Source organism: Paenibacillus bouchesdurhonensis (assembly GCF_900155685.1).
Classification (GTDB): domain Bacteria; phylum Bacillota; class Bacilli; order Paenibacillales; family Paenibacillaceae; genus Fontibacillus; species Fontibacillus bouchesdurhonensis.
Genome location: NZ_LT732548.1, coordinates 539883 through 564588, shown reverse-complemented (window position 1 = coordinate 564588; position 24706 = coordinate 539883). Strand labels below are relative to the sequence as shown.

Annotated in this window: 27 protein-coding genes and 1 CRISPR repeat array; of the genes, 7 read left to right on the top strand and 20 right to left on the bottom strand. The window is 47.1% G+C overall.

What is annotated here, in order from left to right; genetic code table 11:
* Positions 1–726: 726 nt before the first annotated feature.
* From CZ379_RS06875 to CZ379_RS06850, 6 genes are all read right to left on the bottom strand, one after another.
* Positions 727–1548, bottom strand: coding sequence for a Cof-type HAD-IIB family hydrolase (locus CZ379_RS06875; protein WP_110934267.1), 822 nt, complete (start codon positions 1546–1548; stop codon positions 727–729).
* Positions 1549–1576: 28 nt separating this feature from the next.
* The gene (locus CZ379_RS06870; protein ID WP_234404845.1) at positions 1577–2929 is read right to left on the bottom strand and encodes an ABC transporter ATP-binding protein; all 1353 of its coding nucleotides are present in this window, start codon (positions 2927–2929) and stop codon (positions 1577–1579) included.
* Positions 2926–4680, bottom strand: coding sequence for an ABC transporter permease (locus CZ379_RS06865; protein ID WP_110930983.1), 1755 nt, complete (start codon positions 4678–4680; stop codon positions 2926–2928). The genes CZ379_RS06870 and CZ379_RS06865 overlap by 4 nt, the downstream gene beginning before the upstream one ends.
* A gap of 19 nt (positions 4681–4699) precedes the next feature.
* A complete protein-coding gene (locus CZ379_RS06860) occupies positions 4700–5806 on the bottom strand; it encodes an ABC transporter substrate-binding protein (RefSeq protein WP_110930982.1) in 1107 nt (368 codons plus the stop codon).
* Between the two features lie 20 nt (positions 5807–5826).
* Positions 5827–6795, bottom strand: coding sequence for an HAD family hydrolase (locus tag CZ379_RS06855; RefSeq protein WP_234405027.1), 969 nt, complete (start codon positions 6793–6795; stop codon positions 5827–5829).
* Between the two features lie 77 nt (positions 6796–6872).
* Positions 6873–7607 (bottom strand): MBL fold metallo-hydrolase, encoded by a 735-nt coding sequence (locus CZ379_RS06850; protein ID WP_110930980.1) that lies wholly within the window; start codon positions 7605–7607, stop codon positions 6873–6875.
* 253 nt (positions 7608–7860) lie between these two features.
* On the opposite strand from CZ379_RS06850, the gene CZ379_RS06845 reads away from it, so the two are divergent.
* The gene (locus tag CZ379_RS06845) at positions 7861–8802 is read left to right on the top strand and encodes a sugar-binding transcriptional regulator (protein ID WP_110930979.1); all 942 of its coding nucleotides are present in this window, start codon (positions 7861–7863) and stop codon (positions 8800–8802) included.
* Between the two features lie 1202 nt (positions 8803–10004).
* Positions 10005–10302: direct repeats of the CRISPR family, unit length 32 nt; unit sequence ATTTCAATCCACGCACTCACATAGAGTGCGAC.
* 375 nt (positions 10303–10677) lie between these two features.
* Here CZ379_RS06845 and ychF read toward each other — a convergent pair.
* Positions 10678–11778 (bottom strand): redox-regulated ATPase YchF, encoded by a 1101-nt coding sequence (ychF, locus tag CZ379_RS06835; protein WP_110930977.1) that lies wholly within the window; start codon positions 11776–11778, stop codon positions 10678–10680.
* Between the two features lie 43 nt (positions 11779–11821).
* A complete protein-coding gene (locus CZ379_RS06830; protein ID WP_110930976.1) occupies positions 11822–12106 on the bottom strand; it encodes a hypothetical protein in 285 nt (94 codons plus the stop codon).
* 738 nt (positions 12107–12844) lie between these two features.
* Here CZ379_RS06830 and CZ379_RS06820 point away from each other — a divergent pair.
* The 6 genes from CZ379_RS06820 to CZ379_RS06800 all read left to right on the top strand — a co-directional run bounded on the left by CZ379_RS06820 (position 12845) and on the right by CZ379_RS06800 (position 14985).
* The gene (locus tag CZ379_RS06820; RefSeq protein ID WP_110930974.1) at positions 12845–13249 is read left to right on the top strand and encodes a YhjD family protein; all 405 of its coding nucleotides are present in this window, start codon (positions 12845–12847) and stop codon (positions 13247–13249) included.
* Between the two features lie 131 nt (positions 13250–13380).
* Positions 13381–13767, top strand: coding sequence for a hypothetical protein (locus tag CZ379_RS06815; RefSeq protein WP_110930973.1), 387 nt, complete (start codon positions 13381–13383; stop codon positions 13765–13767).
* Positions 13767–14228 (top strand): HNH endonuclease, encoded by a 462-nt coding sequence (locus CZ379_RS06810; RefSeq protein ID WP_110929735.1) that lies wholly within the window; start codon positions 13767–13769, stop codon positions 14226–14228. Before CZ379_RS06815 ends, CZ379_RS06810 begins: the two co-directional genes overlap by 1 nt.
* A complete protein-coding gene (locus CZ379_RS06805; protein WP_110929734.1) occupies positions 14221–14466 on the top strand; it encodes a helix-turn-helix domain-containing protein in 246 nt (81 codons plus the stop codon). The genes CZ379_RS06810 and CZ379_RS06805 overlap by 8 nt, the downstream gene beginning before the upstream one ends.
* 113 nt (positions 14467–14579) lie before the next feature.
* Complete coding sequence (locus tag CZ379_RS26005) at positions 14580–14744, top strand: hypothetical protein (protein ID WP_199925379.1); 165 nt, start codon at positions 14580–14582, stop codon at positions 14742–14744.
* 19 nt (positions 14745–14763) lie between these two features.
* Positions 14764–14985: a hypothetical protein gene (locus CZ379_RS06800; RefSeq protein ID WP_110929733.1), complete on the top strand. Its 222-nt coding sequence runs from the start codon at positions 14764–14766 to the stop codon at positions 14983–14985.
* A gap of 42 nt (positions 14986–15027) precedes the next feature.
* Here CZ379_RS06800 and CZ379_RS06795 read toward each other — a convergent pair whose 3' ends face one another.
* From CZ379_RS06795 to CZ379_RS06740, 12 genes are all read right to left on the bottom strand, one after another.
* Complete coding sequence (locus CZ379_RS06795) at positions 15028–15747, bottom strand: BRO family protein (protein ID WP_110929732.1); 720 nt, start codon at positions 15745–15747, stop codon at positions 15028–15030.
* Between the two features lie 269 nt (positions 15748–16016).
* On the bottom strand, positions 16017–16673 hold the full coding sequence (locus CZ379_RS06790) for an N-acetylmuramoyl-L-alanine amidase (protein ID WP_110930972.1): 657 nt from the start codon (positions 16671–16673) through the stop codon (positions 16017–16019).
* Complete coding sequence (locus tag CZ379_RS06785; protein WP_110930971.1) at positions 16670–16864, bottom strand: holin; 195 nt, start codon at positions 16862–16864, stop codon at positions 16670–16672. The genes CZ379_RS06790 and CZ379_RS06785 overlap by 4 nt, the downstream gene beginning before the upstream one ends.
* Before the next feature lie 19 nt (positions 16865–16883).
* Positions 16884–17165: a hypothetical protein gene (locus CZ379_RS06780; protein WP_110930970.1), complete on the bottom strand. Its 282-nt coding sequence runs from the start codon at positions 17163–17165 to the stop codon at positions 16884–16886.
* A gap of 158 nt (positions 17166–17323) precedes the next feature.
* Positions 17324–17560: a hypothetical protein gene (locus CZ379_RS06775; RefSeq protein ID WP_110930969.1), complete on the bottom strand. Its 237-nt coding sequence runs from the start codon at positions 17558–17560 to the stop codon at positions 17324–17326.
* 1 nt (position 17561) lies between these two features.
* Positions 17562–18407 carry a hypothetical protein gene (locus CZ379_RS06770; protein WP_110930968.1) on the bottom strand — a complete coding sequence of 282 codons (846 nt, stop codon included), beginning with the start codon at positions 18405–18407 and terminating at the stop codon, positions 17562–17564.
* Positions 18394–18597 (bottom strand): hypothetical protein, encoded by a 204-nt coding sequence (locus tag CZ379_RS06765; protein ID WP_110930967.1) that lies wholly within the window; start codon positions 18595–18597, stop codon positions 18394–18396. The genes CZ379_RS06770 and CZ379_RS06765 overlap by 14 nt, the downstream gene beginning before the upstream one ends.
* A 221-nt stretch (positions 18598–18818) precedes the next feature.
* Positions 18819–19046, bottom strand: a complete 228-nt coding sequence (locus tag CZ379_RS06760) for a hypothetical protein (RefSeq protein WP_110930966.1) — start codon at positions 19044–19046, stop codon at positions 18819–18821.
* 57 nt (positions 19047–19103) lie between these two features.
* On the bottom strand, positions 19104–19670 hold the full coding sequence (locus tag CZ379_RS06755) for a stalk domain-containing protein (RefSeq protein ID WP_110930965.1): 567 nt from the start codon (positions 19668–19670) through the stop codon (positions 19104–19106).
* A 54-nt stretch (positions 19671–19724) separates the two neighbouring features.
* Positions 19725–21560, bottom strand: coding sequence for a hypothetical protein (locus CZ379_RS06750; RefSeq protein ID WP_110930964.1), 1836 nt, complete (start codon positions 21558–21560; stop codon positions 19725–19727).
* Between the two features lies 1 nt (position 21561).
* Complete coding sequence (locus CZ379_RS06745; RefSeq protein ID WP_110930963.1) at positions 21562–21921, bottom strand: DUF6711 family protein; 360 nt, start codon at positions 21919–21921, stop codon at positions 21562–21564.
* Between the two features lie 12 nt (positions 21922–21933).
* Positions 21934–24468 (bottom strand): phage tail protein, encoded by a 2535-nt coding sequence (locus CZ379_RS06740; protein WP_110930962.1) that lies wholly within the window; start codon positions 24466–24468, stop codon positions 21934–21936.
* Positions 24469–24706: the final 238 nt, after the last annotated feature.

Genomic DNA, 24706 nt, shown 5'->3' with positions numbered 1-24706 from the left:
CTATTACTGTTTCTACACGCTATCTCTAAACCCGTTTTCTACCTCCTACTTCCACCTCTCCCCTCTACTTTTACGTGCCACCAAAAAGTAGAGCGTCGTCACTCATGTATTAGCAGTGTGGGAATGGAATTGTAGCGGCACCTCTAAAGCTTACTATTTTCCTGCCGGGTTTGCGGGCCGAAAGATCATGAATCATCTATATAAGCTGCGTATACTGAGCAGTTCTATACTAAGCAGTCTAAACCAAGCTCCATACACCAAAACACCCATCACTAAGATGCCGTACACTATGCTTACACCAAACTTTCATTTACTAAAATGCGTACACCAAGCCCCATACACCAAACTTTCGTATAATTAGGTGCGGCAGAATAGATCGCGTATAGTAAGCTGTCGTGTCGTATACTAAATGGAATTTGTGTATCTATTTATGCTCAAAACGAATGTTTCAGGGGAGCAGATGGATTTTATGCACCTAAAATCAGAACCCGGGCCAAGATTGGCAATTTCACCTTTTCTAATGACATGAAATCCATTTAAATCCACTTTATTTTCTTTGCCACCGAAATTAACTACTACAAATCCACCCACACAAGTTGAACTAATAAAATGGATGGAGGCTAATACTTCTGAAGGGGGCCCTCCCAAAAATCATGGCACATTTCATCATTAATAACGGCGTGCTTCATTATTTTTATGGTAACCTTTTAAGGTAACCTTACAAATTCAGGAAAGCAGCCCGACCATGGCAAGTCCGCGGGCTATTCCGTGCCGGTCCACATCCGTGGTCACATACTTTGCGGCTTGCTTTACGCATTCCGGCGCATTCCCCATGGCAATGCCGTGGCCGACATACTGCAGCATCTCCAGATCGTTCAGATTGTCGCCGAACGCATAGATCTCCTCTGGCTCGAAGCCCATGCTGCGGATGAGCTGAGCGATCCCGTTCGCCTTTGATCCTCCGCTTGGAAGCACATCCAGCGAATAAGGATGCCAGCGCACGAAGCGAAGTCCCGCAAAGCGATCGCGATACTGCTGCTCCTCCACTTCCTCGCAGAACAGCATCGCTTGATAAATGGAACGCCCCCTGAAATACTCGGGGTCATATTCGGGATACGGATATTCCAGCGACGAAATACACTGTTCCACGAAGGTATGATGCTTCATGCTGCTGCGCATCGATTCTTCATTCAAATAGACCAGCGGATGACCGCTGACCGCAGCGAATCGGGACAGTTCGTCCAGTTCTTCCTCCCGAAAAGGATTCGCATAGATGCGTTCCCCCCTCTTCACCACATACTGGCCGTTAAAACCGACATAGGAGTCAATGTCCAATTCGTCGGCTACCCGTTGCAGCATAAACGGGGAACGTCCTGTCGCCAAAGCTACCTCATGACCAAGCCGCTGCAAGGTTTGAATGGCTGTCTTAGCCGAGCCGGGCAACTGCTTGCGATGATCCAGCAGCGTCCCGTCAATGTCAAAGAAAATCAATTTTGTACGATTAGCCGTTGTTCCAGTTCCTAATACGCCGCTTTCGGCAATACCCATTCCTACGAGATTACTTGCCATTCCTTACTCACCACCCTGATGTTCCTTGCGGCATTACCGCCTCTAACACTCCATCCGCGGCACCGGAGGCTTTCTCTAATGTTTCATCCGCAGCACCGGAACCTTTCTCTAATGTTTCGCCCGCAGCTCGATCGGAAGCTGTCCCTAGCGTCTCACCTGCAGCTTCGCCAGAAGTCTCTGCTCCACCGGAAACTGCTTCTAATACTCCACCTGTAGCTCCACCCACAGTTCCACCTGAGACTGCTCCTAATACTCCACCCCCAACTTCAACAGAAGCTGCCCCCAGAGCCGTGCCTGCAACTGCTGGGGATAACGGGCCAGAGGCCACGGCGGGAATATGCAGCGATACCTGGTCATGGAGCTTAAACGGTACAGGAGAAATCACTTCCCATTGCTGGCCGGCTGCACGAACGTCATAATTGAACTCCCTCCCCTGGAACTGAACATTGACGATCTCTCCGTACAGCCCCCCGGCTTGAGCTGGCTCGAGCCGGAATTGATCCGGCCGCACCGGATAGAGGCCTTGTGATTTGAAGAAATCCGCTACGGCCTCGCCGGGCCAATAAGTCGCAGGGTCGGCGCCAAGCGGCGTAAAGCGGTTATCGCACCAGCTCCCCTGGATTAGATTGGCCTTGGATACGAAGCGGGCGACGAACTCAGTCTCCGGGCGCAAGTAAATTTCCTGCGGTGTGCCAACCTGCTCGATTTGTCCATCCTTCATAACGACGATCCGGTCAGCCATGGATAAAGCCTCTCCCTGATCATGCGTGACATAAATGATGGCGGAGCCAGTCTCCCGGTGCACGGACTGAATTTCCCGCCGCATGTCCATCCGCAGCATCGCATCCAGGCTGCTTAGCGGTTCATCCATCAGCAGCAGCGATGGCTCGGGGGCGATCGCCCTAGCAATAGCGACTCTCTGCTTCTGGCCGCCAGACAGTTCATGTGGCATCCGCTTCGCCAGCGCGGAGAGTCCTACCAGTCGGAGCACCTCGTTTATCCGCTCGACCTCCCGTTCGCGGATTGTTCTCGGCGTCTCTTTATGGGTGCGAATCGGAAAGCGGACATGCTCATAAATATTCATATGCGGCCACAGAGCAAAGTTCTGGAACACCATGCCGATTCGCCTTTTCTCTGGAGGGACGCTCGATTTGGAGTTGGCGACGACGCTGCCGTCGATGGCGATTTCCCCCGAGGTCGGCTGTTCAAACCCCGCCAGCATGCGGAGCAAGGTCGTTTTTCCGCAGCCGGAGGGGCCCAGAATCGCCACGAACTCACCGTCCGCAATGTTAAGATCGACGGATTTTAGAGCCTGAAAGCTCCCAAACGTCTTGCTCACCTGTTTCAATTGAATGGTCATGACCGCACCCCTTTTCGTAAAGTAAACTTCTGTAGAAGCCCTAGCAATCCGGCACCCGCAAAGATCAGGAATACGATTAAGCTGGATAGAGCCGTAGAATAAAGCGTATTTCCGGCCTGCTCAAAGCCGAATATAGTCACTCCGATCGTCTGGGAACCGGAGGAGTAGAGCAGCGCGGAGACCGTTAATTCGGTCAGCGCAGTCAGAAAGACGAGCAGAGCCCCGCTAAGCAGCCCCGGCAGCAGCATAGGCAGCAGAATTCTTCGCCAGCGCCGCCAGACACCTGCTCCCGAGACACGAGCCGCCTCCTCCATAGAGACATCCACCTGAGTAAATGCCGTTACGCCCGCCCGAATCTGCAGAACAAGAAAGCGGCAGACATAGGCGATAAATAGAATCGTCGTCGTTCCGTAAATGCCCGGATTCCAGCCGGGGATCGGCTCCATCCAGACAAGAATCATCGACAGGGCAAAGACGATGCCCGGCAGCGTATATGGAACCGATATGGCCAGCTCGGCGAGTCGATTTATTTTCGAGGGTCTGCGCACCCGGAAATAAGCAAACAAAGTACCGATGATCAAACAGGCGAGCAGCGTCGAGAAGGAAAGCGCCAGACTGTTCTGTACGGATTTCCAGGTAGACGGATTGTCGAGCAAAATATATCGGTAGTTGTCGAGTGTGAGATTGCCAAAGCCCTTCCCTCCATACGATTTTTTAAGGGAAAGAGAAATCATGGCAAACAGCGGTATAAGCGTAATGAAAATCAGGCTCCCCCACAGCAGCGGGTTAAGCCAATACCGATGCTTGCCGAGCGCGTATCGCGGCTCTTCGTCGGCCCGCAGCGCTTCAGCCTGCTTGCTTTTGCGGACGGATAGCCATTGAAGAGTTGTTCCAACGACGGCAATCAAGCCGAGAATGACGGATAATGAGGCACCCCGCCCGAAGGCAGACGGGCCGAAGCCGATAATTTCCTCGTAAATGAGCGTGCTGAGTACGCTGATATTGACCGGTGTCCCGAGAAAGGCCGGAATGCCGAAATTATCCAGGGAGGCGAGAAAGACGAGCAGCCCGCCTGCCGTTACGCCAGGCAATGCCAAAGGCATTGTAATCCGGGCGAAGGTCTTCCATCTCCCCGCACCGCCCGTGCTCGCAGCCCATTCCAGATCGCGGGGGATTTTTTTCAACACATTGACCGTAAATAAATAGACCAGTGGAAAATGATGAATGCCCATGACAAAAATAATGCCGCCCACGCTGTACATGCTCCATGGCTTTGCCCCCGGCTGGAACCACTGCAGCACAGCAGCCACCCAGCCCTGCGGGCTCATAAAGGATGACCAGGATAGAGTCAGGACGTAGGACGGCAGCACGAAGCACAGCAGCATCAGCAAATGCAGCAGTCTTTTATGGGATAAATCGGTGTAAGCCATCAGCCAGGCAGCCGTTACACCCATGACGATAGACAGCAAGGTTGATCCGATGACGATGACAAACGTATACCTCATCGTTCGCCAGAAGCGCTCCTGCTGCAGCAGCTCCGTGTAATAATGAAGGGAGAAGCCCTCTTCCCCCTGCACACTAAGCAGTATCAGCTTAGCGATCGGCAATACAAAGAAGAACAATGTCGCGATAATTCCTAGAGCTATACCTATTTTATGACCTGCCGAGGATGTGCCGGGAAGAGAATAGGGGGAGCCCCCGTTCCCCTTCCTAGCCCTCAGCTCCATGCCAGAAGTATTGATGTCCGCCATAAGCTGTCACGCACCTTTTTTAGTTACCGAATAATTCCGTGAATTTCTTCTTATCTGCTTCGCGTTCTTGGGTCAGCGTGTTCAGGTCGCCGGATAGGATTTTTATGTCGGCAATCCCCTTTAATCCTTCCGGCGGTGCAACGCCTTCGCGAATCGGCGTGTATCCAATCTCCACGGACAGCTTCTGACCTTCCTCGGACAGAACGAAGTCTACAAAGGCTTGCGCCGCTTTCTCATTATCCGTACCCTTCATGATTGCAATCGGCTCCGTAATGATCGGCACGCCTTCGGACGGATAGCTTAAATCGATCGGGGAACCCTTTGCTTTCTCGCGTACAACCATATAGTCCACAACCATGCCGTAGGATTTCTCTCCGCTAGCGACCGCCTTTAATACAGCGCCATTCCCTTTGATGACCGACATGTTATTGTCCTTCAGCACCTGCAGGTAATCCCAGCCAAAGCCATCCGTCCGTGAAAATACGCCAATATTATATGCAGCGGCACCGGAATACAGCGGGCTCGGCATGATCGCGGCATCCTTGCTGTCTGCCGAAGCCAACGCCTGCCAGGATGTCGGCAGATTAGGCACCTTATCGGTATTGGCTGCCAGAATTGTGGCAATGACTTTTGTTCCGGCATACATGCCGTCCGGGTCTACGAGCTCATCCGAAATATGCTCCGCTTCCGGCGACTTGTAGGACAACAGTAAATCCTGCTGCTTCAAGCCTTCAAAGGTGACGGCATCCGCCAGCAGCAGGACGTCGGCCTGCACGCTGCCCGCTTGCTTCTCCGCCTGAATTTTGGCGGTAACCTCTTCTGTTCCCGAGCGGAAGGTCTCCACTTTAACACCCGGGTACTTTTTGTTGAACGCTTGAACTAACTGTGCAGCATCCTCTTCCGGCTGAGACGTATAGAACATAAGCTGTCCTGTTACTTTGGCTGGCTCCGCCTCCGGTGTCTGGGTCTGCTCCATACCAGAAGCCGGGTTTCCAGTGTTGCCATTGCCGCTAGCGGCCGGCTTCGCCGGTGAACCGCAAGCGCTGAGCATCATCACAACTGCCGTTATAACGGCAATGACCGAAATCCTTTTTAACGTAAACAATCTCTCTTGGTTTATAAACATCGCAGGTTTCTCCCCTTATCCTAAAACAAATAATTTTGTATGACTCTCGCTACTCCGTCTTCCTCATTGCTGCTTGTCACAACCTTGGCCAACTGCTTGATATGCGGCCCTGCATTGCCCATGGCCACACCGAGCCCCGCCCAGGACAGCATGTCGATATCATTGTCATAATCGCCAACCGCTGCCACCTCTGTGCTGGGGATATGCAGCTCGCGACAAAGCGTTTCAAGCGCCGTGCGTTTGCTTACTCCGTAAGCATTCACATCGAAGCGGTGTCTGCCGGTTCGAGTCAACGTGAAGACTTTTTCGCTTTGCGGCTGGGCCAACGTCGGAGGCTGCAGTGGCATTTGCAGTTGCGGGTCGGGCTGCCTCTCCAACTGCTCCATCAATTCGGTAATTAACTCTGGAGTTTGCCCAATGACCGTTGCCTTGTAAATCGGCGGTGCTGGCGATAACGAACCTTCCATGAATTGCTGCAAATCGCCGACCGCTACGACTTCGATCATTTTGAGCTGTTGTGCGTAATTCTCCTCGTTCAGCTCCTTATCTGGCAAAATAACGACATTCGCCAGCGGCCAGCGGGCATTCATTTCATTGAGCTCGACGACATAGAGTTTGTTATAGCCGTACAGTTGAATGTAGGCGCCATGTCCTTCCACAAATCGGATTAATTCACAGACCTGCTCCGGAGGGAGCGCTGTCCCTTGCTTAAGCTCACCTGTCACCTCATCCAAAATCACCGCACCATTGAGAGCGATCAACGGTGTATTCATCTTCGCCGCCTGAGCATGCAGCCAGACCGAGCCTGGAAAGCGGCCGGAGGCGATGGTGACCCTTCCTCCTCGGTGCATGTATCCGCTGATCGCTTCATGAACCGCTGGTGTGATCATCTTTTTCCGATTAAGCAGCGTTCCGTCCATATCCAGCGCCAGCAGCTGATAGATATTTTGCAACGACGCAGCTTCTGGTTCTTGGGTGCGCAATCTCATCTGCAACTTTGCATCCCCTGCTTTCTCTCGATTATTTGTGGATTTGCAATGCTTCCATTGCGCCTCAACACAAGTCCTTACACGGAATACATCACCGAGGTATCGGGAAGCTCGACGGGACCACCAAACATTTCACTAGCCGATTGACGCATGAACTCCAAATCGCCATCGCCGGGCAAGTGGACGAGCACCAGTCTTTTGACCTTCGCCTGATCCGCAATCATTCCCGCCTGACTGGCGTTCATATGTCCCGCCCCGGTCGTATGCACGCTTCCTTCGCAGATCGTAGCTTCACAGAGAAATATGTCTGCATCTCTTGCCAGCTCGATCAGTGCATCACAATAGGAAGTGTCACCGGAGTAAACAAGCACCTTGCCGCGATACGTCACTTTCACTGCATAGCATGGAATCGTATGAGACACAGAGACGAACTCGATTTCAGCTCCGGCAAGATGAACTTTACGATTTGAATCAATTTGGTAAATTTCAGAATGATCTCCGTACAGCGTATTTAAAATATTAACTGGCTCATCCGGAGCAAACAGCGTCAGCTTCTTCTTCATCCGGCCATTGCGAATGGCGCTTACCGCCGCATACTGCAAAATGCCGATATCCGCCATATGATCATAATGAAGATGTGACAGGATGACCCCATCCAGCTTGTCCACGCTCGTATATTGAACGAGCCGGCTCATCACCCCGCTGCCGCAATCAAGCAAAATCTGTCCTTCGCCCGTGTGGATCAAATACCCCGCCGTCGCTCCGCCAGCCGATGGGTAGCCTCCCCAGTAGCCTAAAATCTTGACCTCCATGTCTTCATTCACCTCAAGCTCTTCTTATGCGGAAATAGCAATTGTTCATCATTTCATATTCATCTTTTACATTTGTTCCGACACAACACAATTGTAAATCGCCATTGTTTTTGGTACGTTAAAGCTGCGTCATCCGATTGTAAAATCTGCGACCAGCAAATTGATGTTCCTCTCTTTCGTGAAATAATCGTGTATACTATTTTTTGTAACCCTGAGTAAATGTTGATTTTTTAATGATAAAGGGGCTTTGCATGTGACTGACGACAACATCAAAATGATGACTAAAATTTGCAAACTCTATTACTATGAATCCTGGACACAGGAGAAAATCGCGGAGAAGTTCGGAGTATCCCGCCCGATCATTTCCAAAATGATTCAGAAGGCGCGGGAGATCGGCGTCGTAGAAATCATCGTTCATGATGATCCCCAGCAAACCACCGAGCTGGAAAAAGAGCTGGAAATGACCTATCAACTGCAGCAGGTGCTCGTCGTGCCAACTCGGGATTTAAATAAAGAGCTTGTCACCAGCGCGGTAGGTAAAGCTGCCGCTCAGTTCATACAGAGGCTGATCAAGAACGGTGATCGGATTGGCGTATCTTGGGGGAACTCGTTATATCATATGGTGAGAGAATTTCCGCTCGATAAGAAGGATGATGTCAAAATCATTCCGCTGATCGGAGGAACAGGCAATGAGCGAACCGAGGTGCACTCGAATCAAATCGCCTATGAGCTGTCCAAGAGGCTGGGTGGGAAATGCGAATCTCTATACGCCCCGTCGATTGTCGAGACAAATGAATTGCATGAGCAAATCATTCAACTGCCCAATATCGCATCGGTTCTGCGGGAAGGCGAGCAGATTGACTTGGCGCTTGTAGGGATCGGAAACCCCTACTCTATGTCGACGATGGAACGGTACGGCTATCTAGACGAAACCGTGCTTAGCGAACTAAACAAACTGGATACCGTAGCCGACATTAACTCGAGATTCATTAACCGGGACGGGGAAATTGTCGATCACCCGATTAACCATAAGGTCATCGGCATCGGGCTGGAGCAATTGAAGCAGGTGCCTAACGTGGTTGGCTTAGCCTTCGGGCTGCACAAAATTGAGAGTATCAAAGCGGCCTTGAAAGGCGGCTACATTAAGATGCTTGTTACGGATGAAGCAACGGCATATAAGATCATGGAAAAATAAGCGACTATAATGACGGTCAGGATGCCCAGCGGCCGTGTACAGCCTTCGGATTTTGAGAATCCCAACCATTTGACAGGCGCCGGTTTGAAGCTTCCCGTTTGGAGTTCCGTTTTCACTCTTTCCCAGTGTGTTTTCAGGTAAATCTGTAGCTCCCTAACGTTACTCCGTCCATACCGGGAGCTTCTCTGTTTTGCACCAGTCGCTTGTAAGCAGGTCGAAGGTTTTTCACTTCGAGCATTTGTTTCAACAAGTCGTCATTCGCTTCGCGAGAGGAAGGAACGACTTTGCGCCTACGAAGAACTCGACATTTCAGTAAATTCTGGAAGCTTCGGATTTCATTGTGTGAGGGAACTCATTCAGCTAATCCCCGACGGACACGCTTGCCCTTGGCTTGCGGTAGTCGCTCTCCAGCCTCCGTACGGCACTTACACACTTACACCCAACCCTAGAGATTCCTTGCTGGGCGTAATACCATAAGAACACCACTCTCATGCGAATGGTGTTCTTGTGGGTAAGGCGAACCCTGGCTGTGTAAATCCTCAATCCGCCGATTTGTGATGATTCTTTTATGTATTCGACAAATATCTTCTCATCTGTTTTGTTAGGGATATGCGCTGAATTTTAAGTATTAAGAGGGATTTTCCTTGAGCCACATCTAGCGTTTCGTAGTATTCTTTTGCTAAATCATAGCTCGCTTGCTTGTCATGTCTGCCCTGTATGACATATACAGGTGCTTGAATTGTAGGACAGTTTCAAAGAAATTTATTCTAATATATTGAGTCCTTTGTACTCATAAATGAGGGTGCTGAATGATCCTCTCGTTTTCCAAAATAGGGGGCTTCCCCGGCCTTGTCCAGCTTTTGTAATTTCCGCATTGCTTTGACTGCGAGCCTCTTTTAGCTTTTCCCTGCTCCTGTTTGATCGTAATATACTGCTACACAGTTTTCTGTAATTTCTGAATACAAGGCACGGGCACTTACACCAGAAAAAAAGGAGAGCCCAACCCTCCATGAATAAACATACAGAACGGCTCCGTTCTATCGGCTCCTTCGATGAAGATGTATTGTTTCTCGCCGTTCACCTCAATTTCTGCTAACTCACTGATTCAACCATCTTGGACGAGATGCTTACTCTTCTTTATGATCTCATGCTTAGCATACTCTCTAAAAACCAAAGCAATGCCCCCGGCTGCACTCGTTTCTATTTCAATCCACGCACTTACATAGAGTGCGACTGTACGTATCCCCAGCCTTGGAAACTGCTTTATAATTTCAATCCACGCACTCACGTAGAGTGCGACCTTAACCACATGCATCTGCCCATTGCTGGCGCATTTCAATCCACGCACTTACATAGAGTGCGACTCATTTGATCCTTCTTGATCATTTTAGGGTAACCATTTCAATCCACGCACTCACATAGAGTGCGACCTTGTCTCGCCACCTAGCCAAGTTGGCTGTAGGTCGAGATTTCAATCCACGCACTCACATAGAGTGCGACTGCGGCACCTGTAGGCCCAGCCGTATCAAGGGCTCACAGGCCGAAAATTGCGAACCGATTTTTTTCAGGGCTTTTTTCACTTGTATTTTACACCATAATGACGCTGCGCCCTGTTGCAATGCGAGGTGCGAATCCCCTAGGGATTTCATGTGAGCTTGGGGTTCGCACCAGTTGCTTTGGGATATAGCTTATCCTTAAGTATATATACTACGTACAGATTTCTCCATACGCAAGTATCAAGCTACGGGGGACTTGATTCCTCCCCTGGCCGAACTCTCACCAGCTAGAAGACGCACCTTGTCTGGACTCGCAACAACACACAAAAAGCTTGCCGACTCGGCAAGCTTTTCTATTACATTTATTGTGATCTCTGACCTACACATTAAAACGGAAATGCATAATGTCTCCGTCTTGAACAACGTATTCCTTGCCCTCTAGACGAAGCTGACCGCGTTCTTTAACCACGTTCATCGAACCCGCCGCTAACAGATCGTCATAGGATACGACCTCGGCCCGGATGAATCCGCGTTCGAAATCCGTGTGAATCACTCCGGCAGCCCCCGGCGCCTTCGTTCCTTTACGGATCGTCCAGGCACGGACTTCCTGTACCCCGGCCGTAAAGTAAGTGTACAGACCTAGCAGGCGGTACGCCGCATTAATCAGCCGATCAAGACCGGACGCTTCAAGACCCAGCTCCTCCAAGAACATCGCCTTGTCCTCGCCCTCCAGCTCGGCGATTTCGGCTTCGACCTTGGCGCTGATCGGTACAACTTCGGCATTCTCTGCCGCGGCGAATTCCTTCACCTGCTGTACAAACGGGTTATTGTCCGCATCAGTTACGCCGTCCTCGCTCACATTTGCCGCATACAGAACCGGCTTCATCGTCAGCAGATGCAGATCGCGAATGATCAGCTTCTCGTCATCGGATAGCTCTACGCTGCGTGCAGGCATGTCGTTGTAGAGCGCTTCTTTCACGCGCTCCAGTACTTCGACTTCCTGGGCGTATTGCTTGTTGCCGCCCTTCATATTTTTACGGGAACGCTCGATCCGTTTCTCCACACTGTCCAAATCCGCCAGAATCAATTCCAGATTGATCGTCTGAATGTCGCTGATCGGATTGATTTTCCCGTCCACATGAGTGATATTCTCATCCTCAAAGCAGCGCACGACATGCACGATTGCATCCACTTCGCGAATATGAGCCAAGAACTTGTTGCCAAGACCCTCGCCCTTGCTCGCACCGCGCACCAATCCCGCGATGTCTACGAACTCAAAAGCTGTCGGCACCGTACGGTTCGGCACGACCAGCTCCGTTAATTTATCAAGACGCTCGTCCGGAACCTCAACCACCCCAACGTTAGGATCAATCGTACAGAACGGATAGTTTGCGGATTCCGCACCCGCTTGCGTTATTGCATTAAACAGCGTAGATTTTCCAACGTTCGGCAAACCTACGATACCACAAGAGAGTGGCATATATTAACAACCCCTTATATGATAGTCTGTATATTATAACTTATCAAAAAAGTGATAACAAGGCGGAATGCGAGACGTCGTGCCGCCTGTTTTTTTCATTTACTCCATGGTTAAAACCTTCTGAATACGCTATTAGTATAGATCGTTTCACACATAGTAAAAAAATATTTTCTATGTCGAATGCATCATCTTCATTTAGTAGAGAATCTCGCCTTACAATATTTAGTATGTGTTGATGGGAATCTTTTAACTCTTTATCAAGAACGATGCTATACAGTTCCTCCAAACTTTCCTCAAGATCAACTGTAATAAGTTCAAATTGGCTCATGTCCATCCTCCTAAATCATGTTGTTTATCGTTCACTTGACATGTTACAATTTACCGCGAATGCGTTCGTCTTGTTTAATAATTGAAAGGAGTTAGAAAGTTGCTAAAAATCTCCCGAGGGAGATGCTTGCTACCTGATCTACTCCATAAAAAAGAATGGAGTCAAACATATTACGCTAAACGTTCAGGGCGATCCATTCGAATGATATCCTATTTCTGCAACGGTGAACGGGCAATGCTGCCTGAGGATATGTATGTAGCATCTATGTTGCTTGATTGTAGGATGGAAGACTTATACGAATGGAAATATGAGTGAGCGGCGGAAAATTCCGCATCTCCCCGGGATACATTGGAACAAATTGTTCCAAATCAACATTTTACGCTACTTTTAATCGTCTTTTCTGACCACCCCTTTTAGATAGTATTACTTCCCATTCTACGCTTTTAGATTGTCGAATGCCGTCGAATTATGTTTATTAAAATAATTTAATGTAACCGCTTAATTATCACCCTAATTATTAAAAATATTCATCTCCCCATCTGCATTGCGTAACTAGATTATAACCGAACGTTAGTTCGTATTCAATAGTAAAATTACCGATTCGGCATCAAAACTTACCCCATAGGTAATAACTATTACGATGTCGTATCTTGTCGAGTCGGTACAATAAACCAGTCTTGATTTTCTCTTAACCGGGGGATAAAATAAGAACAAACGTTCGTCAATGGGGTGATTAATTTGAGTAAACAGCAGACAAGTGAAGATATGTCTTTGGTAAGGCTGTATTTGCTCCTACCGCTGGTTTTAAGCGCATTTGAGCGAGACAAGGAATTAGCCAGCTACACGTTTCGCACGCCCGAGCCGTACATGCGTATGATCGATGCAGCACAGCGAAAGGTTGAAGCGGATTTGAAGGAAGTGCGGAAGAAGTTCCGGGAGCTGGGGATCAAGGTATACGAGGAACACCTGACCTTTACAGGGTTAGACGCGAAATATCTAGTCAGGGGATACCATCACAACTTTAGCATGCTCTCTAGCCTGATAGCTGCGGAGTCCCAAGTTTTAATGGAAAAGTATTTGGGGTTGGATATAACTCAGTACATTAAAACCGATTTACCGGAGGGCATGAGACAGGAGATATAAAAAAAATGACCACTTTGGCTTATGCCTCGGTGGTCGTTTAAATATTTTACACTATGTTCGCTTCTGTTCCCCTATACAATTATGTGTAGCGATGTTATTATATATATAACAAATCAAAGGGGGAAACGAAAATGAAAAACATTATGACGGCGGCATGGGCGATTGCAAGACAAGGGGCGGCACAATTCGGAGGAACGGCTAAAGAATACTTTGCAGCAGCTTTAAAGCAAGCGTGGGCTAACGTTAAAGCCTGGGCGGCAAAGGCTACGTTTGAACTGGCTGCTGACACTCGCAAGGCTCGCACATGGCTGGCTCAAATCGTTGGAACGCATCCTACATACAAATTGGATCGGAAGTTTCTGAACGAGGATTACAGCAACGAGTACGGCGAGAAAGTATTCCGCTTAAACAATGGTTTTTACGAGTACAACGACGGTCGCCGTCGTGGAATGTTTGAAGTAGTTAATGGAGAAATCCGCAATGTTGATCAAAACAGCGTACTGGCGGCGATTGCGTAATGGTTAGGCGTATTGATTTAACGGGGAAAATGTTTGGAGATCTGGAGGTAATTCGACTGAGCGACCGAAGGGACAAAAATAACAACCTTCTTTGGGAATGTCTTTGCACCTGCGGTAAAACTACACATGTACCTACTGGCAGCTTAAACGCCGGGTATTATAAAAGTTGCGGCTGTAAGAGAGTTGCAAAGCGGAATAAAGGTGCATTAAAGCACATAGCCGCGGATCGTATAGATGGTACACGCAAGACAGCTCTTAAAGCCAAATTACATAAAGATAATAAGAGCGGACACAAGGGGGTTATTTGGATGGAGTCCCGGCAAGAATGGAAATCTTACATTGGATTTAAGGGCAAAAATATCACGCTGGGATATCGAAAAAACAAAGAAGATGCAATAACTCTACGTAAGGCAGCAGAGGAAAAATATCATAAACCATATTTGGAGGGACAAGATGAGTAACTGGACAGGATCGGGAATATGGGACGGTTGGACAATAAAAGATGACACGCTAATAAGTCCCACAGGACGCGGGTACAAGCCTAGCGACATCGAACCGGAGTTTTACACACAATCCGACTTAGCGCGGCTCCTTGGCGTAACCAGAGGCGCTATAGCAGATCGTATGAGACGCGGAACGTTACCGCCTTACGATAAAGATAAAACTTGGCGATATGATACCATTAAGCACTTGCTATAATTGTTCACAATTCGTTCCCATCTGTTCCCCTATACAACAGAGTGTAGGAGTGGTATATTTGTATTAACAGCAAGGGACGGCAGACAAAATTAAAATCAAAGGAGCGAATGAAAATGGTAAAAGTAATGTATGAGGATATCGTGGTAGGCGAGGTAGTTACAAATCGCAGCATGACGGTTTATGAAGCGCTGGAATTGATCGGGTTTAACGAACAGGAGTTTATCGAAGCTAACGGGTTTGATGACATTGATTATAACGATTTCAAACTTGTGTATTAATAAGGGAAGGGTGATTTAAGTGAAAAAGTATTATGCAATAATCAACGACAACACAGGCGCCCCAGCCTCCAAGATCGACGAGGACAATGATCTTCGTTTAGACCTCATCGAAGGTGCTGAAAAAGAAATCTACGAACACGCCGCTGAAAAGGGTGCTACTCGCGTCCACCTCTACGAACACAGCTTTGACGACTACGACAACAACGTTTACACATACCTAACAACTAAATCGGTAAGATAGAATCAAGCCCACCGACCATATAGGTTAGTGGGCTTGTATATATTAATTCGCTTGTTCTGCTGCGTCCCGGTCGCGTCCAGTACGTGGCAAAGCGCGAGACACTTGCTTTTTTGACAGGATTGCTTTAATATCGTGGTAGGATAAATTCATTTCAAGAAGCGTAGAGATTTGCCTTTCTGCTGTAAGAACTGCCTCAAGTTCTTCGGCTGTTAGGTGATCTCTTATTTTTTCGTCTTTTTTCAGTCCGAGTTCTAAGCGCAAATCTTTTGCACTCATCCCGAACAAGTGCTTATAGACGAGTTCTGTGTAGTTCCTGTATTGAAATTTCTTGTTAGGGCTTTCTTCGACGTAATCACGGATTGAATCGGTCATTGTGCGTCTAATAGTAATGCCTGCATCGCGCAACACCTGTTGACTGATACGGCCTACACGGATGGCATCGAGAATATCATACACCCAATCCATAAAGTCGTCTGCGATAGGTTGCCTACTATAACGAATCACATCAAAGATACCTTTTACTTTATAAACGATGTGTTCGCGTTCGCGTCCGTCAACCCCCGTCAGTTTGACGGTACTTGATAGTCGGTCTAAGCGATCGGCGTTCCGACGGTGGATGACTTCAATAGAACTCGCCGGGTCGCGATATTGCAACGCTCTCCCAATCTGCTCCCGCGTCATGTAAACTTCACCATGCTCGTCCATCCAAAAGTCACATTTGATCCCCAGGAACTCGCCTTGCTTGACCAGTCTCAATTTCAATTAACATTACCCCTCTCAAATATAAAATAGGACGATTGCTCGCCCCTACAATAACATTACCTCAATTGGTTCGATTTGTAAACAGAGGATGAAACGTTCGGTTTATCAGTCCGGCACACAAGCCGTTGATACATAAGGGTTCCTGATGTTTATTTGATGTTTTAATGCTCAATTCAGTCCAGTATCATATAAACACAAAAAGCCCCACCAGCAGGACGCTGACAGGGCTTCACCGATGCTTTCGGATTTGAATTTGATTATAGCATGGATCATTTTGTAAGTACAGCTGTTTTTGTTTTATTATCCCAACTCACCTTAGCCCCCAGCGCTTCTCCTGCTGCACGCAGCGGGACATATACACGGCCCTCTAGGATAAACCCATCCTCGATCTTCCGGTCGTTTACATATACCTTTGCTTTGTCCACGATACCAGCCTCCAATTCTGCCGCTACACGGCTTTTGAATTCGTTCCAGCCTGTCCACTTGCCGCCATCATACATGAGCCTAGGGCATATCTTACCCGACCAATCGTAATGGCGCCGCAACCGATCTACGCCCCAGCCTCTCTCCTTCAACATGGAGGCGACCAACTTCACGGCGTTATCCAGCGTCTTAACGTAATTGCCGCTCTCACATATCTCCACGCCTATACTCGTCCTGTTGCCGCTCTTAACCCCGCTGCCATCCCCTGCATGCCAAGCTGACTCATTAAGGGGTAGGCACTCAATAGCTTCTCGCTCATCCACTACAATGTGATATGACGCTTGCCTATTGTTGGTTGGATTAGTGAGCCAGTTACGCTCTCCTGCTGCCGTACTGGATGGATTTCCGGTGTTGTGTATAGTAATTGTCGTTGGAGTCATAGAATGCCCAGGGCGGCGGTTATACGCCGTCCCCTTTGGTATGTGATCCTTGCGGTAATTCATTGCTCTTCAACCTCTGGTAACCCTGCTAAGCTCATCAATAAGCTGGTGATAGTCGCTAGCAAAACTGTACCACCCACTACGTACCATTCAACGTCACTGAATACCGTAGTCGCTCCAATTACCCCGATTGCTGTCTGTGCTGCCGTCTTAATTGCGCGGATTCCAGCCGCTTTAATCCATTTTGTTGTCATTTAATATCAACCTTTCTTATCATTTGATTTGTAAATCATCTAGCCGTTTATGTGCTTGTTTTGCCGACTCTTCCACTCGTGTAACACGCTCAGACAATAAATCAAACTTCTTACCTTGCTGCCGTTGTTCTGACCTCACATCATCTATGCCGTGTTTGATATAACCCACGTCTGCGCGTAACATGCCATCCGCACTAGCTTCCTGTGCTACGTCTTGTTTAAGTGTCCGTGTCCTTCCCATCCAACCTAAAATAATGCCGCTGACCGCTGCGACAATAGAGATAATAACCGTGTACTCCATATCTCTCGCTCCAATCCAATATAAATAGCCCTCGGACACCCGGGGGCAAAATAAAATTCATATAATTACATTGTGTTTAATCTAGGACAGTTATCAATGTATCACCTTCAATGCAAATAAGCCCCGAAGTTAATCAGGGCTTGCTGCGTAGTTTCGGCCTAATCTGTATCACCTAAAGGCTTGCGGTTTTTACCTGACTCCTCGACAGGCACATGATTATCGATTACGGCTATCGTTTGGTATTCTATTGATTCATCAAAATATACTTTCGTGGTTGGCGCTATCCCATTCACAAGACTGTCATAAGTGACTGATACATCCAAACCATGAGTTATCATTTCATTCATGAGCTGACTCGGATTAAAGTTATAAATGACTGTCTCTTTAATTTTCACTTTAACCCCTCACTTTCGCGACTTGCAAACCTATAGTGTCAGCAACACTCAAATTAAAACTAGATGTTTGTTCGCAAAAGATTGCGATTACCGCTCCCGAAGGAAGTGGAAAAACAGGGGCGGAGACATTTATAATAGTAGAGTATTCGGCAGATGGACTAATTTGCTCGACGGCCGCGATCCTTTGAAAGGTTAAGCCATTGTCATAGCTAACTACTATTTTGGCAGTCCGCAAACCACTCCCATTTGATTCAAAAGCCGTGTTTGCAAATATGGAGTATAACCCCTCTTCCATTACTTTTAAATTTCCTCCGGCAAGTTCGTATAAACCGGCATCAGTGATAGCGTCTTGATAGTCGTAAATGATTTTTGTAGCCGTTCCGTCCCCAGGTATCACGGTATAATTCATGGTAGTACAGCGTATATAATTTTTCTTCGCATAATCCGCCAACTGCGTGCCAAACTGCGCCTGCATATCCCTTACAATGTCTCCAGCAACGGTAATTTCTCTTGATGGCGTATATGAAGGGTCTGGCGTTCTAATATCAACAAGTTCAGCGTCTTTATCTGGACCGCCGCCTTGAATGATTTGGTTGATACGTTCGTTAACGCCTTCTACAGCCTCTTTAACGTTTGTACCTGCCGCCGAACCGGAATAAGTAATATTTTGGGCCGCATGAGCAGTTGTTGAGTTTTTGTGATCCTCCAAATCCTGATTGTTTTGATTGATGTCGGATTTAATCCCATCATTTTCAGTAGCCACATTATTAAATGCAATGTTAATATTCTCGAAGTCTTCACTTATGTTTTTTGTTCCCGTAACGCCGCCGTATCTACTCAGTGCCATTCCCTGCACCTCCACTCTTCATACTGTCCAATTGACGCAATCTATTTTGTGCAGATTCTATTACGCCCAACAATATTGCATCTTCATACATTTGGTTATTTGCTATCATAGCGTCTATGACCTGACATATTTCAGGCACAGGATTAAAAGGGTCAAGCTCGCATTGTAACAATGCTTTTATTTGTGCCAAGATAAGACACCTCCTTAAAGGAAAAACCTCCCATAATGTCGAAATGTAGGTTGTTATGCCTACTATCGATGGAAGGGAGGTTAAATACTTGCGTATCGATATAGATTTTTCAGAAATAGAAAGAAAAGTTATCAACGAGTTTGCAGAACACAATAAAAGAGCTGGCAAAACAATATACCCCGGCGACATAGTTTCCATAGCCGCTCGTGTGGCCGTCGTCGCTATTCAGAAGTACCACGAAGAATTCCATCTGTCACAGCAAGAAAATCAGTAACATCCGAATGTAGTGATTTCTTCACATCATCAATTAGCCGTTCCTCGCGAGCGGCTATTTCTTCTCTCACGATTTCCCGAATGTAGCCCCGCAACGGGCAATCCTTTTCCTTGTCCAATTCATATTGTGATTTTTGAATTACACTACCCTTAATTGTTCCGCCTATGATTTCCATTTTCCTCACCCTTTCAAGGCATAATAAAAGGCCCCCACTGCGTGGAGACCTTATGTGTTATTTCTGCAATTCAGTTAGTTTGTCTTGATGCCTTTTAATAATTTCATTTGATCGTTCTATACGTTCGTTAAATTCTTTTATTCTTTCATTTTTCGATTCCTCAGAAACATCTGTACGTTTTTTAGATTCTTGTATCATTGTTTCAATATTTTCTATCAATTCTCGTTCTCTGGTTATCAAGTGGTTTAAAGTTTCGATTTGTTTTTCAACACTTTGAGAATTATTCGAACTCACATCCATTTGTTCTCCCTCCTCTTTTTTTAGGGAGTCCATTTCACTTAGAATGGCGTCTAAACTTTTATCCGCCGTAACCGTCTTCGTGTCAGCTTTATAACCAACGTCATATCCAAGTGTATTTAAAACGGTTCTAACTGGTAAATAAGTACTACCCTGGTATACCAATGGATCTGCGTCGAGCGGTTTTTCCTCGCCATTGACTACGAATTTAATTTTTTCAAATGACGCTTGTACAGTCTCTTTTATTGGAGCGCCTAGCGCCGTTGTAGTCATGCCAATCATCATACCCAAACATAGTGCAATAATAATGTGAATTGTTTTTTTCATAGGACAATCCTCCCTGTGCTTTTGACAACATTGTACATTATCACACAGGGAAAATCATCCTATTTGTACATCATTAACAAATACTCCCCCAGGGGCGTTGATGTGAATTTCTCTCCCTGCTCTTATTTTACCGTCCCTAGCAAACCATAATCCGACATCATTAGCCAAGTCTTCTATCGCAAAAGTTAAACCGATACTAGAAACACCAGAATAAACTTCAAGGTCTGCCCATCCAGAATTCATCACAATACCTTTACCATTGCCGCTTCGTGTGCTAATTGTGGAACCAGTAACAGTTACCCCGGTAATGGTGCCGCCGTTAATCGTAGCAGCGTTAAGCGTCCCGGAAAAAGTGCCATTAACCCCGACTAATGTCCCGGTAAACGTACCACCAGCTGCTGATAGGTTGCCTGAGAACGTGCCTGTTGCTGCTTGTAGTGATCCACTGAAAGTACCATTAACCCCCTGTAAGGTGCCTTTGAATGTACCGCCAGCTGCTGATAGGTTGCCTGAGAACGTGCCTGTTGCTGCTTCTAAATCGCCTGAGAACTTAAACTTGCGGTTTGGAAGATCGAACCACAAGGCGCGTTGTCCGTTAGCGTAAAAGCTCAGTTCATCGGAGTTAAACACGGCTTTAGAAAGCTGATCTTCTCGCTGGACTAAAACCCCCTCAGTGCGTGTAATGGTGGCTCCGTAATATGGTTTGCCTTCTTTTACTGCCGTTTTGTTAAGATTATTGACCGCTGTTGTAAGTGTACCATCCACCTGGAACTCTCTTTGCTGTTCGCTCACAGACGGCGCTTCGATGCTCATTTTCAGTCCGCCTTTAAATCCAAACGACTGGTGTAAGATAATGGATTTATATTCTCTTATCCCGTTCCATGGTATATGAGTGTCTTTCCATGCTGTAACGGTCTCCAGCCATGTTGCACCGTCGTCTTGTTCGAACCCTATGATATCCCCCTGTTCTAGCTGCGGGAAGCCTCTAGCGTCCATTTGAAGCGGTATATAGGCAAACCCATTCAAAGATGATAGAAGGTTGTTGGTAATGGCTTGTGTTGCAAATGGATTCTCTAAATATAGCGTGTGATTCTCGTCGCCTGTTCCAGCCTCAAATGTGAGTTGATCTTCGGTGTTATACGTAACCACAACCCTAGTGTACATCTTAACCGGGTTAGTCTGTTTGGCTCGGATGTAGTCGCTGAGCGTCATACGGAATACAGGCTGTTCAGACGCGCTAAAACGCTTGAATTTGAGCGTTCCAGCCTTATTAATGTAAATACTAGCATTGTTAGCCCCGGCAATGTACGCAAGCACCTGACGCATACTATAGCCCGCTGGCCCCGCTTGAATGGTATAGGATGGGTTAATAACTACACTGCTGTCATACATCCATCCTAGCCGTCCTATGATCTCGTCCCACACTGCCTTTTGTGTTGTTGGATAGGTAAGTTGAGATACATAGGCTTGATCGGCGAACACAAGCTTGTCATAGCAGGTAAATGTCCATACGTCATGTAATTTTTCACGGGAATCTACATAAAACTCACCAAGCGGTAACCAGTCTGTACCCCCGCCGTTCCACGGCACATTCATTTGATTCCATGGATATGTCGCTTCATTCCACGTCATAGAAGCAGTTGATAACGATACATAAGGAATGAACTTAGCGTTTGCTGGTATTTCATCGAATGTCCGAAGCGTGATTACTAGTTTGGACGGGATAGCTGTACCGATAGTAAATTCATTTATATTACTTAAATCGTTTTCTATTACAAAATCAACGATTGTTCGATTGTCGTATTCCTTGCCGTTTATATTAACTTTAACTTTAAATTCCCGATCCGGTTTTCTTAAGAAATCAGCATAAAGCGGTGATATTGGATACATGTCATTGCTCCGTTAAAATGAATTTTAAGTCTTTCCACCACAGCACACCGTTGCGCTCAAATGCAACAGGAGAAGGGCGGTCACCTACATACATGCGACGTGTAATGTATCCCCCGGCCTTAGGGTCGGGAAAGGTAAAGTCGAAGAATACATTTTCCATAGCGTCTAATACTTGCTTGATTTGAATGCTAGTTAAAGCGTTCCAACCAATTTCAACCTGTCTAATAACCCGAACTCTATCACGGTTTAATCTACCATCCGAAGTGCGGACAGTTGAATCCGCATCGTCCAGGTCAAGTAGAGTGACTTTGAACTCACTTGGGGACGCTACAAGCGGCGTTCCATTCACCTTTAGTTGCATGATTCAACCCTCCTATACCGTGATTGGTATGACTCCCGTTCTTCGTGTTTCGTCATTGATTCCGTTGATTGCAGCACGAGCTACATCCCTTTGACTGATAGTGACGTTTATGTTTTGACCGGATTTAATAGCAGATAGGATGGCATTAAGTGCCGATAGTGTTTGTGGATTATCTCCACCACCATCCATATAATCTTGGAGTTTCGAAAGTGGGGCAATTACCTCTGGATCAGCAGCAGCTCCTTTGTTATCTCCGACGACTGCTAGAGTCGGCCCGAACGCAAGTGCGCCTTTTGCGAGTTTAGGAATCTCAGGGACAGTAAAACCTAATGTCTCCCCACCAATCCCCGGCACCCATTCCGGTACGTCGATCTTAACTTTGTTGACCTGTCTAATCATGTAATTAAGTGCGTCAATAATCAAATTGACCGCGCCTTTAAAGATGCCGACCAGAGCGTCGGAGAAACCGCCCATAAAGTCCTGGATGCCGTTCCAGGCACGTTTCCAGTCACCTGTAAACACGCCAGCAACAAAATCCACAATGCCGCCAAGAGATTTGATGATGCCCTTTGCCACATCAGATATAACCCCAAGCGCGGTACCGATAACATCACCGATAAACGATGCCATGTTTGCCCAAGTAGGGCCAAGAGTTTTTACCAACCAATTGACGATTGGCATGATAAACTCATTGTAAATGTCCGTAGCGGCTGTTATTAGTTTGCCGATGAAATTGCCGATTTCTGCGATTAGGTCTTTAAGGTGCTTATCCCAAAGCCACTGCAACATTTCAAGCATGTTTTTCACAAACGGCTCCAAAAAGTTAACCCAAAGGTTATTCCAGAGCTGCTTGATGTTATCGAGAGCCCTTTTTAACCCATCAATTATTTTTCCGCCCCAGTCATCCCACCATTTAAAGATGATGTCTAGCGTATCCCTGATTATTTTCGAAACAAATTGCATTGCAGGGTCAACGGCATCTTTCCAGATGTCATCGAAAATCTGTTTTGCGAGATCAAACAAGCCTCTAAATATACTCATGACGCCATCGGCAAATTCAGATAGGCGCGGCAAACCTTCTTGCACGAATTTATCCAGGATAGGGAACGCAAACTCCCACAAACTGCCCACTACCGATCTAAAGCTTTCCGATAGACCGGCTAATACATGACCAGCCAACTCAATGCCTTGCCTTAAATTTGGAATCAATCCTGTCAAAGTCCAGTTTTTCAGGGGTTCACCAAGAGATAGGATGTCGGTAAACATCTTTCCAAATTGCAATTTCCAAGCCTCTAACTCGGGTTGGATTTGACTCCATGCTTGCTGTAAAGATGGGTAGAGCGAACGCATTAGATTTTGCCAATTCGATTTTAATGAATTGAAGGTATTGGAAAAAGCATCCCTCACCCTATTGGCCATCGTCTGCGCTTCTTGGGAGACATCGATCATGCCATCAGTCAGATCACCGAATAACCCTCCTCCAGCCCCGCCAATGTCACCTATTCCGTCGTCATCATCCTTGGATTTCTTACCTCCAGAATCAGTGCCGCCGACTAGGTTGAGCTGGTCAAAGGAACCTATAGCACCTTTAGCCTTCTTCCCCGCCTTTTCAGCGCTCTTACCAGCCTTCTTGTATTCATCGCCTAATCCAGCCACTGCCGATGCTTGCGCGTTTGTGGCTTTCGACTGCGCTTGCTGAGTCTTAACAGACCCACCGAACAAGGCAGTTGTAAATTGTGCTATATAGTTCATGACCGTTGCTAGCGCTGTTGCCATACGTATTAAGGCAGGGAGCACAGCATTGTAGATTGGCAAAAAGGCTTGACCAAGTGCCAACTTGACGTTTTTTAGTTGGGCTATAAATTGGTTTTGTCTTGCGATTGTGGTACTGGCTATTGTGTCGCCATACTTCACATTAGCTTGCTCCAGGATCGCCATAAGCCTAATTTGTTGCTGGGTTTGGAAATTGAGTTGTTGCCAGCTCTTACCGTTCGCAAATTGTTGGAATGCTTTCGTAGACTCGATCATGGCAACGTTAACGTTTATCCCAAGGTCTTCAATTGCCTCTGTGTTACCTAGCAAACCGGAGCGGATACGTTCCATGGTGTCTTCCATGGTTCGCCCTGTAGCTGCCGCGACCACCGCCGAAGCTTTCAAGAGATCTTGTGTTTTTTGGGCAGTCTCTTCCATGCCGCCAGTGAACGAACTTAGGAGGTTGGAATAAATAGCGCCATACTTTGCCATTTCCAACTGACTCATACCTAAAGCAGAAGCGTTTTCCTTTGACCACTTCCTGAAAGCCCCGGCGCTACTCCCCAAAGTGCGGTTTATCTGTGTTATAGCTGCTTCAAACTGCATAGCATCCTTCGTGGCATCCTTTATAGCTCCGCCAACACCAATAGTTGCTAGTGCCGCTACAATGCCCTTAACTGCAATTGAAACGTTTGATTTAAATGCATCCAGGCTTTTTTGTGCCTTCTGCATTTCCTTGCGCATCGAGGAAAAATCGGCTCCCGCGCGCACCATTAGGTTTTTTACTACTGCCATCTACTCACCCCCTTGCACACAACAAAAAAAGACGGCTGTTAACCGTCTTTCCTGACAACACCACCAAAGGCAGCGTTTAGCATTCTGATTGTTTGTAACATTTGCTTATCCGTTTGATTGTTTCGCTTATCTTCTCCAAGAATCTTCTTTAAGTCTGGAAGTTTCTTCGTTCTGCTCCACCCGGCAACCAAATAAGCAGCAGTTATTCTTTCCTTGCTCTCTCTCGTTAATTTCTCGT